Source organism: Bacteroides propionicigenes (genome assembly GCF_018390535.1).
Taxonomy (GTDB): Bacteria; Bacteroidota; Bacteroidia; order Bacteroidales; family Bacteroidaceae; genus Bacteroides; species Bacteroides propionicigenes.
The window spans coordinates 82,558-95,567 of sequence record NZ_JAHBBW010000009.1; the positions used below are offsets into that span (position 1 = coordinate 82,558).

Genomic DNA, 13,010 nt, shown 5'->3' on the forward strand with positions numbered 1-13,010 from the left:
TGGTACATAGCAAAAATAAGCATATTAAAGCATTCTTTCGGTGTACTATTCGGTGTACCTTATTACCTTCAATGTCAGGTACACCTATTTGGTAAATAATTCATTGTTTATCAGTATTTTGCATCTTGACTTGTTGCTCTTGGAAATTTAGTTTTGTGATTAAAAAAACAAGTAAGATGGAAAGAACAACATTTTGTCTATTGTTCTACATTCGTAGGACGAAATTGAATCGGAACGGTGAGGCTCCGATAATGATGAGAATTACAGTGAATGGAGTCCGGGTTGATGCTTCAGTGAAGAAAACAATTCTTCCGGAGTTCTGGAGTGCATCAAAAGGAAAGGTTTTGGAAAAGAAACGGGAGTACAAGGAACTGAATTTGTATCTTGACTCAATCCGCTTACGGATAATGAAGATTCAGCGTGAATTGGAGATAGAGGGTGTATCCGTTTCTGCCAATAGTGTCTTGGAACGTTTCTTGGGTAAGGATGCTCCCGTACAGCGTACTTTGTTTGAGGTCTTTCGGGAACATAATGATAAATGTGCTCAATTGTCCGGTACGGACATGGCACCTGCAACTGTACAGCGTTATGAAACATCTTTGAAACATACTCAGGATTTTGTTTGGGAAACATATCATAAAAAAGACATTCTTTTGGGAGATGTTTCCCGTCAGTTTATTGAGGATTATGAGTTTTGGCTGAAGACAGAGAAAAAGTGTTGTCACAATACTGCTACTAAATATCTAAAGAACTTCAAGAAGATAATCCGTATAGCTTTGGCTAAGGGATGGATGAAGAATGATCCATTTTCTGAAATAAAATTCTCACTGGATAAAGTAGAACCGGATTTTTTGGAAGATTCGGAGATTCAAAAACTGATTTTAAAGGAGATTGATATTCCACGGTTGGGTCAGGTGCGTGATGTTTTTGTGTTCTGTTGCTTCACAGGTTTGGCTTTCTCGGATATTCATGATTTGAAAAAGGAACACATAGTAGAGGATTCGAACGGTGCCAAATGGATACGCAAGGGGAGACAGAAAACCAAAATTATGTGTAATATTCCATTGATGGAAGTGCCTTTGAAGATTCTGGGAAAGTATTCCACTAATGAATATTGTAAAAGTCGCGATGTGCTTTTTCCTGTTCTTTGTAATCAAAAGATGAATGCGTATCTCAAGGAATTAGCTGATATTTGTGGCATTAAGAAAACATTGACGACTCATGTGGCCCGTCATACTTTCGCAACGTTTGCTTTGGCAAATGGTGTTTCCATAGAGAGTGTTGCTAAAATGTTGGGGCATACCAATGTTCAGATGACCCGTCATTATGCACGTGTGTTAGACCGTACGGTGATACGTGAAATGTCACAGGTCAGAATGGATTTTCAATTATCTCTGTAATGTGATTATTGAGTAAGTTTGTATTAGATTTTTCTGTTTCTTCTTATCAAAAGATTCTTTTTAAACATATTCTTAAATTGTGAAATAGCCGGAATTACCCTCCGGCTATTTTTGTACCTCTTTGTCGGTTTCTGTCCTTTTTTGTCGGTTGCTCAACGGTTGAGTAACCAATAGCCTCATAATAACTCTGTAATATTGCACCATAAACGATAAAAACAAGGTCAATATGAATAACAGAAAAGTCGTACCGGGTGCCGGAGTTACCCATATGTTAAGTACCATCCTTGCCAAAGTGAGCAGGATTGAACAGCTGCTTTCACCTAATATTGAAAACCTGCCGGACAGCGAGATTCTGGATTCAAAAGGAGTCCGCCTGCTGACCAAGATGTCCGACAGGACACTTTTGAGACGTCGCAATGACGGTACGCTGCCCTTTCACCGCGACAAGGGAAAGATTTACTACCGCCGTTCGGACGTGCTGCGTGCCATGTTACTGGAAAAGGAAGAACACTCTAAAAATAAAAGGTTATGAGAAAGATGATCAAGATTGAAAGCAGTTCATTCGCTGCGCTCGTGAGAAGTTACAAGAAGTCCCTCAACATGCTGGCCGTGCTGCAACATATCTGCGAGGACAACAGTGTCGAATTGTCCATGCTGCCGGATGAGGTATGTGAACTGATAGGACTTGAACCGGCCGAAATAGAGAAACAGCGTCTGAACGGGCGTCTTCGTTTTGCAGAAGAGGAAAACGGCACAAGGCATTACTCAATCGTGGATATAATCAACCTGAAGGATTCGATTGACAGCAGGAGAATAAACAGGCAGGTAGAGGAACTTTCATTTGAGGACGATATATAGAAGTAAGATTACATGGCTGATAACTAAGCATTATGCTGAATGTCAGCCTATTTTATAGCCTATTCTTTGTTATAAACTAAAAAAAGGTTATGTGTATTCTTACTTACGGATTGTAATATCCTAAAAAAGTTTTTGTAGATTTGCAATAAATAAACTATAGCTCAATAGATCATGCCATGAATAATGAAAAAATAATAGCTAAAAGTAATATCGCTAATAAAATTAGGAACACAAATTTATCCCGAAAACAAGGATTGATGCCTTTGTTTGAATTGATAAGTAATTCTATACACTCTATTTTTGAACGTAGAAAGGCACATTTGCTGGATAACGATGAAAGTGGAAAGATTCTAATTACTTTAATAAGAAATGGACAGCCTGAGACTTTAGCTTCTATTCCTGATAATGACGATTATCCTATAAAAGACATTATTGTGGAAGATAATGGAATTGGACTTAATGACGATAATTTAATTTCCTTTACAGAGGCTGATTCTGATCACAAATTAGAAATTGGTGGAAAGGGGGTGGGACGTTTTGTTTGTCTGAAAGCATTTAAGTGGTTGGAAATTGTCAGTACCTTCTCTGAAAATGGGATATTCAAACAGAGAGGATTATCTCTTAAAAACACAAAACAAGGGTTTGAAAATTACCAGGAAACCGATGCGGCTATTCACAGATATCAAACAATATGTATTTTGCATGACTTTGCATTGGACTTCCAGAGAAATACTACAAAAAAAATAATTGAAATAGCAGATGCTATTATTACCCATTTTCAGTTATATTTTATAACTAATCAAATGCCACATATCGTTATTCGAAATCAAAATAACGATCAGGTAGATCTAAACAATAGATATGCCGGTTCATTTAGAAACAAAGTTCAAGGCGATGAATTTGTAATAGGAGATGATGTTTTTAAAGTTTATTTGTCAGAATCAAACTCTTCAAAAAGCCATAGATTACATTTCTGTGCCCACAATAGAAGTGTAATAGAAGAGTGGTTAGGAAAAAAAATTATTGAATTAGGCAAAAAACCGATATTGGATAATGGCACTGAGCCTTTTTATTATGCTGCCTTTATTGTTAGTGATTTATTAGATAACTCTGTAAATAATGAAAGAACGAACTTCGACTTTCCAATAAATGAAGCAGAAGATGAAGATAATGATGAAACCTTTGATTCTGCAGAAATTTCTTTATCGAAAATACGACGCCATGCAATAAAGACGATTGAAAACCTGATTTCAGATTATATAAATGAGGTCAGAACTTTGAAAGTAGAAACATATCGTACAGTGATAGAGGCTGAACTACCTCAATATAGAGCTGTATTAAATAGAAAAGCTGAAAATATTAAGAAATTGCAAGCTGGTTTGTCTAAACAAAGCTTAGATATAGAGTTATATAAGATAGAATCAGAATGGAAAACAGAAGTTAAAAAACAAGGAATTGAACTGATTGAAAAGAAAAAAGACATTACAAATCTGGATGAGTATCATAAACTATACGAAGGATATCTAACAGAACTCAATGATATTGGTCAATCAGAATTAGCCAGGTATATAATCCATAGAAAATCAGTTATAGATTTATTAGATTTCCTAATTAGTAAAGAAGGAGACGATGATAAATATGCCAATGAAGATCTTGTTCATAGTCTTTTTTTTCCTATTCGGACTACCTCCGATGTTATCCCATATAACAAACAGAATTTGTGGATGATTGACGAAAAATTGTCATATCATACATATCTAGCATCTGATAAAACTTTCAATGCCATGGAAAATATAGAAGTTTCAGAAAATCCTGATGACAGACCAGATATGTTGATATTCTCTAATGCTTTTGCTTTTGCGACAGAAAAGGAAGCCCCTTATAATGCAATCACCATAATCGAATTTAAAAAGCCAGAAAGAAATAATTATATAGATAATGATGAAGCAAAAAATCCTATTGACCAAGTCGAACGTTATGTGGAGGACTTATTAGGAGGCAAAATTACTAATCGTAAAGGTAGAACTATTATTATAACAAAAGATACTCCTTTCTATATTTATATAATAAGTGATTTAACCCCAACATTGGTAAAGATTTTAGAAAGGAGAGATTTCTATAAAACTCCTGATGGACAAGGTTATTATACATTTAAATCAAGAAGATATAATGGGTATATAGAGGTGATGTCGTTTGAAAAGGTAAAAAATGATGCAAGAAAGCGTAATCAGATATTATTTGATAAATTGGGGCTTCCATTAGAAGTAGAATAAAAAGATTGATAGTTGTATTATAGCATATAAGACAAGGGCACGGACGGCAGGTCGGATTTATCCGGGTGCCGTCCGTGCCTTTGTCCTTTCCTGAAAACGGCTCTTTGCGGCAAACTGCGGAAGTGGAGCTTGCGCAGCTTCCGGGGTTTGCCGTAATGTGCCGTGGGAAACATTACGATATTTTTCGGGTTTCCTTTGCCGGCATTATAATGTTCATGGACGGTACATGCCTTGCCTGTTGTGACTGGTCGGGTGCAATATCGCTGCCGCTGACCGGTCTGACCTTTTCCTGCCCGGCCATATCATCGTTCCCGTTCTGTTCGGGCTGTTTCAATGTGAGTTGTATCCTCCGGTTCAACGTGGCGAGTTCCTCTGTCAGTTCCTTTATCTCCCCCTCTTTGGGCCAGAGCGTGGAGACTATCTCACGCAGGACCGGCAGGTCTTTCTCCAACTCCGCATTGTCCTTTTTCCGTTTCTCTATCATGCCGGGAATACGCTCCAACGCATTGATGAAGTTCATTACGGCCAGCTTCGGGTCTTTGGCGATATACCCGTTATTATAGGTGTATTTGATGCCGTCCAGTCCCTCGACCATGAACTTGTTCTGCAAGGATTCCGTGCTTCCGTCCCAGACCTTTTCGGAACGTACCAGAATACGGAAGTCGAACAGCGTTCCTATTTTCATATAGTCATCCTCAGTCCGGGCATTCCGGTTGATTGCGGACAACCTGTCGGCCAGAATCTCGATATTACCGGACTCCACCCCGTCCAGTTTGAGCGGATTGGGCCTCAATCCGGTGGCCGTATCCGTAGGGGCAACCCGGTTCAGGTATTCCCAATCCCGCGTGAAACGCTCTATGAAAGTTTCGTTCTTTTCAATTTCTGAAACCTTCTCGTGCAGCTTCCCTTTGGCGTTCCCCTTGTTCCTGTGGTATGCCAGTCTTTCGCTCTCAAGGACCGCCAGTTTCTTTTCCAGCTTGGCCTTTTCCAGCAGGTCGTTGTTGTCTGAAAGAATGGCCACGTACTCACTGAAGCTCACCCCGCCGTTTTCATCCATCGCTCCCTCATCAATGGTCCGTGTAGCGAGATTATGGCTTTTTAACTGGTTGATGAACACCTGCTTGTTATGAAGCAGGTTGAACTTGTAACTGTCCAATGATTTTTCCACCGCATAGATATAGCAGTCCACCGTATTGCCGGCATGTTCCTTGGCCACTATATTCCCTTTTCTAACCGCTCTTCCGTTACGTTGTTCCAGGTCGGAAGGCCTTCAGGGTATGTCCAGGTGATGGATGGCCACGGCCCTCTGTTGGGCGTTGACTCCCGTTCCCAGTTTCTGGGTGGAGCCGAAAAGGAAACGGATGCGTCCGGAGTTCATGTCGTCAAACAGTTCCTTACGCGCGTTGTCGCTGTTCACTTCCTGAATGAAACGGATCTGCTTTTCCGGAATGTCGTGGTCTTCCACCAGCTTGCGCCTGATTTCGCTGTAAATGTTCCATTCGTCCGGCTTGTACGTGCTCAGATCGGAAAACACGAATTGCGTGCCCTTCTGGTCGAGATACTTGTAGTAGTATTCCGCAATTCTGGCCGCGCAGTGGGATGCCTTGTTTCCCGGATTGTCCCCGTATTTCATGTCGATGAGGCGCATGTCAAGCGACATCTTGTTCGAGTAGTTGGTGGCTATCAGCATTTTCGCCTTCTCCTCTGCATCGGACAGCGGAAGGCGGTCTATATGGGTGGCGTCCCCGCTCTCCGCAAACTTTATCAGCTTCTCTATGAACATCTCCTGGTCGGGTGTGGGCGGTATATGGTACAGCTGCTGATTGAGCTTCGGCCTGTCCACACCCACGTCCTCCGCAGTCTTGTAGTCGGTTATCTCCGCGTAGAAGTTGGCAAGTTCGGGCACTTTGATAAAGTACCTGAACCGTTCCTTCTGCACGATCTGGTTGGTCACGGAGAACTCAAAATCCGTGCTTTTCTTGGCATATACGGCGGCCCAACCGTCAAAGCAGGTGATTCCCTGCCTTTCCATTTCTCTGGGACGAAGGTATTTGAAAAGCAGGTAAAGCTCGGTCAGACTGTTGGAGATGGTCGTACCCGACAGGAAGGTGGCCCCCAGGTCCCTGCCGGAGCGTTCCTGAATGGTACGGATGGCAAAAAGCAGGTTCATCGCCTTTATGCTTCCTTCCGGGTTTCCAAGTCCCGAAACCCTTGCATGGCGGGTGTTGAACATCAGGTTCTTGAAATTATGCGATTCGTCCACGAACAGGTGGTCGATACCCATCTGTTTGAAATCAACCACGTCATCCGTCCGCCCCTTGATGGTATCCTCCAGTTTTTCAAGTTTCGCCTGAAGATTCTCCTTCCTCTTTTCCAGTCCGCGTATAATCCAGCCACTGACCTCGTTTCCCTGTTGCTCGAATACGGTAAGGTTCTCCTCTATGCTTTCTATCTCCTTATTGTATATCTCCTGCTGTATCTCCGGTGACTGGGGGATTTTTCCGAACTGGTCGTGCGTGAGTATGATGCAGTCCCAGTTGTTATTTTTGATGTCATGGAATATCCCGACACGTTTTTCGGGGGTGAAATCCTCCTTTCCCGGATACAGTACCTTCGCGTTCGGATATGCCCTTTTGAATGTGTCGGCGATGTCGTGCACGTTGCTCTTCAACCCTATAATCATGGGCTTGTCCGCCAGTCCGAGACGCTTCATCTCGAAGGCGGCCACACACATGATGAGCGTCTTGCCGGTGCCCACCTCGTGGTCGATTATCCCCCCGCCGTTGAGTTTCAGCATCCATACCGCATTTTTCTGGCTGTCGTACAAGCCGGGGATGTCAAGACCTTTCAAATCAAGGAAAGGAAAGTTCTGGCAGGAGCCGTCGTAGTCCGGCCGTACATAACAGTTGAACTTGCGGTTGTACATGCCGGCAAGGTTCTGCTTGAATTGCGGGAGCTGCTCGTTCAGCCAGTTCACGAACTCCTTGCGTATCTCGTTGATCTTGGCGTCGGCAAGCTGGATGGCGTCGGCATCGCGCACCTTTATGTCTTTTCCGTCCTTGTTCTGTACGGTTTTTGTGATGTCGGGCACGGTGTTGTGCAGGGCATGTTTCAGCAGGTCATTCCCGTAATATCCCCTTTTTTCTCCTTTCACGAAGTATTTGTCGGTGATGTTCGCATTGCTTCCTTCAAGGGTTATGCCGAACTCGTCGATGCTTTCCGTATAGCTGATGCGGGTCTTTACCCCGAAAAGGTATTCCGCAAACTCTTCATATACGGATGTGGGTATCCACCGTTCACCCAGGTTGAAATCAAGCAGCTCGAAGCCGATGGGTTCCGGTGCGGCGTCCTTCAGCGCTTCCAGCGACCTCCCGCTTTCCTTGTCATCGGGGTATTCCTTGAGATGCTTCTCTATCCATTCCGCTTTGGCGATGACGTTCCCCGCAATGAAACGGTCCCTTATCTCGTATCTTTTCATCATGGGGTTGTAGAAGATACGGCTTTCAAGCTGTTCAAGCAGTTCCCGCCTGCCGATGTCGCTCAGGCTCTCCATATACTCCAGATTCACCTCCCCGAACTTGTTCAGTGAGGCCGCGAGCGCTTCCTGGGCGGTGTCCGCATGTTTGGCCTCGTTGGCATTGAATGATACGGGCACGGTGAATATGTCCGCTTTCTGTATCTTGCCCCGGATACTTCTTTCCAGTGAGAGCATTTCCCTGCCTCCCGCATCCATCAGCAGGAACTTGGCGTTGTCCTTGTGGTTGAGTTCCCGGAACATGCGTCTGAAACGGTCATACCGCCTGTTGAGTTCCTCACGCAGGCCGGGCTGTTCGGTTTCCGTCTCGGCTTCAGTCCTGTAAAGCTCATGGTATGCCTCACGAAGGGGGATATAATAAGAGGCCCGGTATTGCTGGGTTACTGTCAGTCTGAGCGGGTGGAACTGTACTTCGGGAGTGTTCATGCCCCGAAGGTGGCCGTATTGTTCGCCTGATTTTACAATGGAGCCGTTCTTGTATTCCGGCTTCAATTCCCCGTCAAACGCTCTTGGTTCCATTTCTTTTTTGCGTTCCTCCTCCATCTTCCTCCTGCGTTCCTGCCATGCCGCTTCCGCCTCGGCCTGCGCCAGGGAAAGATCCTCTTCCGGGACCGCTTCGTCATAAGCGTTCTCCTGCGAGAAGAGATTGAACATTTCGGGCGTGTTGTCCTTCTTCTTACGGGATGCCGTCACAACTTTTCTTTCCGGCATTCTGTTTTCCGGTACTTCCGTCTCTTCTTCTTCGGCATAAATGTCGAAAAGGTTGAGCATGGGTTCATACGGTCTGGCGGAAGGGAGCTGTTCCACCTGCTCGCTTTTTTGTGGCCGTTCGTCCTCTTCCGTTATGGTGATTGTCGGTTGGATGGCTGTGGACGGAACGGACTGCCGGGACAGGTTCTCCGTGTAGAGTTCCCGGTTCAGACGGTTCTCGATGTCCCGCAAGAGCAACCCACCGAGTTCTTCGGAAATGGTCTCCACGCTGCCGTCATGGATGAAGTTCATGGCGGGCTGCCCGTACATGTTCTTACCGGTCTTGACAGCGGTATGGATAATGTGGTCCGGCTCCTTGTAGCAGTTGTTGATGGTGATGTCTCCGGGCAGTGTGCGGGTCTCGATGAAGTTCCGTTCCGCTTCGGTCAGTCCGTTTTTCCGGCTATTCTTCTGCAATACGATCAGGTCACTGCTCACTTTGGTTCCGGCATCGGTGAAAAGGTTGCCGGGCAGGCGGACAGCCGAAACCAGTCCGGCGTGGTTCACCAGCCATTCCCGTATGGGACGGTTGCCGGGCGAGTCCATGACTCCCGAAGTCGTGATGAAGGCCATTATGCCACCTTCCCGCAGCGTATCCATGCCTTTCAAAAAGAAATAGTTGTGTACGGCGTTGAGTGCCCCTTTGCGTACCGGATCGCCACTGCGGTCAAAGTCACGGTCATATACTCTGGTATCTCCGAACGGAATATTGGAGGATACCACATCGAAATAACCGTTATAATAAGGTTGTATGGTCTGGAAGCCGTCTATAATGACCTTGCTGTCCGGATAGAGCGCGGAGAGAATCCTTCCGGTGAGCTTGTCCTTCTCAAAGCAGGTTATTTCAGGCACGTCCTTCAGAGGGCTGATGAAAACTCCGATACCTGCGGAAGGATCAAGAAAACGTCCGGGGACGACACCCGACGTCTGCAACGTCCTCTGTATGATGTCTGCCACCGCTTCGGGGGTATAGAATGCGGTAAGTACGGAATTTTTAAGGCTTTGTATATACTCCTTGTACTGCTTCTCGTCTGTGGAATACTCCCGAAGCAGTTCATGCAGCAGCCTCACCTGAGGGAACAGTTCCCTGTCAGCCGTTCATTTTCCGATGTCCGTGTCTTTTTCTGCCGGATTGAGGATACATTTCAGTCCCCCGAAACCGGTATAACCATTCAATACTTTGCGTCCTTCTTCGGTGAGACAAAACTCCGGGCGCATGAACAGGTATTCAAGTGCGGCCATGTTGTCCGCCAGATGTTGTCGCTTGTTATATGCCATATTGTTCTATATTTGATTGGATGAAACCTGTCAGTTCGATGGTGAGGATACGGTAAGAAGGGGAAGCCTCAAACTTGTCATCTATGGGATATTTGTTGAATACGGCTTCTGCGGACGGCAGTAGTCCCAGGCAGAGACCTTTCCGCTTTTCAGGGGGCACTTCCGGGAATCATTCCGACACCACTTCAAAAAGGGTGTCGAACTTGGAAAACTGCAAGTCCCGGTATAGCACGGCGTCCGACTGTTCCAATGCCTGCGTGACGGTCAGACCGTCACGTATGGAATGTTCATAGACATTGGCTGCCTCATCGGCTCTTGACCTGATAAAATCCGGATTCCCGGCCATGTGGGGATGGCTTTCTCGTAAATGAAGAAGGAGAGCCGTTTCAAAGTATGACAGTTCTCCCTCTGGTGTATTGTTATGTTGCATAATCGGTTTGTTTTTACGTTGGATGATTCCATGTATTCATTAAACATATACCCGACGGCCATCGGTGTGGTAATCGGGTATATATGTGAAGTGTGGCCGTTTCCGTAAGACTATGCCACGGAAAAGCTGTTTTTCTTGGGTTTGGGCGTGAAGGATGCGGCGTGACGTGCCGTCTGCTTGCTTTCCTTTTTCTGGTCCTGTTTCCGGTTTTCAAGATTCGGCTTGTACTCCCTCGCGTTCTTTCCTATGAGAAGGTTGTTGCTCTTGTTGCTGAAGCGTACGTCATCGGAGAATGTCCTGCCCTTGTAGCGCATATTCTCGATATATACCATTTCATGGTTTTCCAGCATCTTTTTCTGTTCGGGGGTGATTCTGGCTCCCATGATGGTGTCGTTCACTTTCAGCTGTTCTCCGGCCTGCTTGAATGCGATGTCCATGATTCTCGGATCGACAAAGGCCACGCCGGAAAGAAGCGTGTCGTTCTTGCGCTGTATGTCATTGATGGAAAGTTGCCCGCCTGATGCGAGGACCTGCTTCTGCTTGTCGTCCAGTCTTTTCCCGTAGATGTAGTCCGGTATCTTGATGGCATCCACGGGCATCGTGATGATACGGTTGCTCGGTTCATGGAAAGCCACGTAACAGTTGCATACTTTTCCTGTGTAGGTATCCTTCATCTCCTTTATTCCTCCCAGTGTTCCGGTATCCTGGAGTTTCTGCTTTTCCTCGTCCGTGAATACGCCTTTATAGGCGGGCAGGTCATATTGCGGCTTGTCAAGCCTGCTCAGTGTTTTTAGCTGTACCTTGCCGTCCTCACCCTTGACACAGAGGAAACAGGCCTCACCCATGTCCTGCTTGACGCCGTTGACTTCCTTGCTGATGGGGAAGGCGGTGGAAGTGATTCTGCCCTTGAGCATTTCACCCATGCAATGGTTTTCAAACAACAGTTGCTTGTCCACTCCCAGCGCACTGAGTTCCTTCCAGGGAAGCTGGTGCTCGTCGAACTTGTAGCGTCTGGCGAGTTTGGCGATACGCCCTTCATCGTTCAGTTCACTGTTCTCTACCAGTTTTTTGCCTTCCGGTCCGGGGTCTTCCCCCTTTCGGATCTGGATGACGGCGTTCAGGGTCTTTTCCAATACAGCGAAAGGGATAAGGAAGAAACTGAAACTTGTGGGATTATTGTACTGGTTCTTGAAATTCGTGAAGAACAGTTCCAACGGTGATGTGCGGTCCAGCTTCAGAAAGCTGTTGTTGTTCTTCTTGTCGGGTGGTACGATTTCGAGACTGCCGTCCTGCTCGTTCATTTTGGAAACGACTGCGGTCTTGTTCGTTCTTTTGTCAAGGACTGCCATTACATGCTCTTCCTGACCTTGCTGCTCTTGTTCTTGCTTTTTCTTTGCCATAAATTCTAAAATTAAAATGATACAATAATGATTATTACCGGGTAAACTTTAGCCCGTCGGTGCGAATGTAGAACATTAGTTAATAACATGTTATAATATTGAAGGTATGGGGAATGATTGGCTGTGTTTGGCGTAAATTGGCGAATAATAGAAATAAGATTCAGAAATTATCTCTTAAGAAAACTAATAAAACTGAAGTTAGGAAATTGTAGGCTTTATAGTATATTTGTGACTGAATATTTTTCTAATAATATATTATTATGGATACGAACGACTTATCTCGCTTAGCCCAAATGATTGCAGACTTAGCTAATAGCAATCTTAAACAATTACAAGGTAAATGTCAAGGGGAGACAGATATACAAGATTACTATTTAGGCATTTTACAAAGACAAGCTCTTTTATTGTTAGATTTATCTATAATATTAGAGAATAGACAAAGTAAATATATATCAACTCCATATATTATTCTTAGGAGTTTATTGGATGACTTTATACACCTGTTATATCTGGAACTTTCGAATAATAAAGAAGAAGATATTATAAGAATAAATGCAGAAGCATATAAACATAGTTTTGTCTCCTTACAAAACTTAACAGATTCTAATTATGAGAATTTTGACGGTAAATATCCATTTTATTTAAAACGTGAAGAAGTGGAAGATGTTAAAAAACAATTTGCGACCAAAGACAAGAACAAAAAATATTTTGAAAATATTTCAAGGTTTAAGTTTAAGTCTTTTATGACTTTCAATATATTAGTTGGACGAATAACCCATTCTCGTAAGATAAAAATTTATCGAGACAGGGCATATTATTTATGGAAAGAGTTTTCTGAATTTGTTCATTACTCAACTTTCTCTTTTAAAATGGAGCAACAAGACGCTCCTGAAAATATGAATAAAATAGATGAGACATTCCAGTATTGCTACAATTCTATTTACCTATCTTTCAAATATTTTGCTTTTGAATATGATTTGGATTTTATAGACAACGATTTTTTGAGAAAAAGATATGGTATCATATTTTCATAATAATAATGAAGTACCCAATTAGAAAAAGTATAATATGGGCGGGTAAAATTAA

The 13,010-nt window shown here is 43.9% G+C and carries 9 protein-coding genes and 1 pseudogene; 5 read left to right on the forward strand and 5 right to left on the reverse strand.

The window, feature by feature from the left end:
• Positions 1-176: 176 nt before the first annotated feature.
• From KG118_RS11885 to KG118_RS11900, 4 genes are all read left to right on the forward strand, one after another.
• Positions 177-1,400 (forward strand): site-specific integrase, encoded by a 1,224-nt coding sequence (locus tag KG118_RS11885; RefSeq protein ID WP_213388477.1) that lies wholly within the window; start codon positions 177-179, stop codon positions 1,398-1,400.
• A gap of 226 nt (positions 1,401-1,626) precedes the next feature.
• Positions 1,627-1,932: a MerR family transcriptional regulator gene (locus KG118_RS11890; RefSeq protein ID WP_213388479.1), complete on the forward strand. Its 306-nt coding sequence runs from the start codon at positions 1,627-1,629 to the stop codon at positions 1,930-1,932.
• Positions 1,929-2,258: a hypothetical protein gene (locus KG118_RS11895; protein WP_213388481.1), complete on the forward strand. Its 330-nt coding sequence runs from the start codon at positions 1,929-1,931 to the stop codon at positions 2,256-2,258. The genes KG118_RS11890 and KG118_RS11895 overlap by 4 nt, the downstream gene beginning before the upstream one ends.
• Positions 2,259-2,434: 176 nt before the next feature.
• Positions 2,435-4,531 (forward strand): hypothetical protein, encoded by a 2,097-nt coding sequence (locus KG118_RS11900; RefSeq protein ID WP_213388483.1) that lies wholly within the window; start codon positions 2,435-2,437, stop codon positions 4,529-4,531.
• Between the two features lie 172 nt (positions 4,532-4,703).
• Here the strand turns inward: KG118_RS11900 and KG118_RS11905 are convergent, their stop codons facing one another.
• The 5 genes and pseudogenes from KG118_RS11905 to KG118_RS11925 form a co-directional block, all read right to left on the reverse strand.
• Entirely contained in the window at positions 4,704-5,747 is a 1,044-nt protein-coding gene (locus tag KG118_RS11905; RefSeq protein WP_449500896.1) for a hypothetical protein, read from the reverse strand.
• Between the two features lie 54 nt (positions 5,748-5,801).
• Positions 5,802-9,761: an N-6 DNA methylase gene (locus KG118_RS11910; protein WP_213388530.1), complete on the reverse strand. Its 3,960-nt coding sequence runs from the start codon at positions 9,759-9,761 to the stop codon at positions 5,802-5,804.
• A gap of 153 nt (positions 9,762-9,914) precedes the next feature.
• The gene (locus KG118_RS11915) at positions 9,915-10,094 is read right to left on the reverse strand and encodes a hypothetical protein (RefSeq protein WP_007482326.1); all 180 of its coding nucleotides are present in this window, start codon (positions 10,092-10,094) and stop codon (positions 9,915-9,917) included.
• Positions 10,084-10,524, reverse strand: a pseudogene (locus KG118_RS11920) (DUF1896 domain-containing protein). Before KG118_RS11920 ends, KG118_RS11915 begins: the two are co-directional and overlap by 11 nt.
• 110 nt (positions 10,525-10,634) lie before the next feature.
• Entirely contained in the window at positions 10,635-11,924 is a 1,290-nt protein-coding gene (locus tag KG118_RS11925) for a DUF3945 domain-containing protein (protein ID WP_213388485.1), read from the reverse strand.
• A gap of 260 nt (positions 11,925-12,184) precedes the next feature.
• On the opposite strand from KG118_RS11925, the gene KG118_RS11930 reads away from it, so the two are divergent.
• On the forward strand, positions 12,185-12,958 hold the full coding sequence (locus KG118_RS11930) for a hypothetical protein (protein ID WP_213388487.1): 774 nt from the start codon (positions 12,185-12,187) through the stop codon (positions 12,956-12,958).
• The last annotated feature ends 52 nt before the right edge of the window (positions 12,959-13,010 follow it).

What these genes read in the sequence shown, in the direction of transcription:
- KG118_RS11890 (WP_213388479.1), top strand. Translation starts at nt 1,627, where the DNA reads ATGAATAACAGAAAAGTCGTACCGGGTGCCGGAGTTACCCATATGTTA.
- KG118_RS11885 (WP_213388477.1), top strand. Translation starts at nt 177, where the DNA reads ATGGAAAGAACAACATTTTGTCTATTGTTCTACATTCGTAGGACGAAA.
- KG118_RS11915 (WP_007482326.1), bottom strand. Translation starts at nt 10,094, where the DNA reads ATGGCATATAACAAGCGACAACATCTGGCGGACAACATGGCCGCACTT.
- KG118_RS11930 (WP_213388487.1), top strand. Translation starts at nt 12,185, where the DNA reads ATGGATACGAACGACTTATCTCGCTTAGCCCAAATGATTGCAGACTTA.
- KG118_RS11925 (WP_213388485.1), bottom strand. Translation starts at nt 11,924, where the DNA reads ATGGCAAAGAAAAAGCAAGAACAAGAGCAGCAAGGTCAGGAAGAGCAT.
- KG118_RS11900 (WP_213388483.1), top strand. Translation starts at nt 2,435, where the DNA reads ATGAATAATGAAAAAATAATAGCTAAAAGTAATATCGCTAATAAAATT.
- KG118_RS11895 (WP_213388481.1), top strand. Translation starts at nt 1,929, where the DNA reads ATGAGAAAGATGATCAAGATTGAAAGCAGTTCATTCGCTGCGCTCGTG.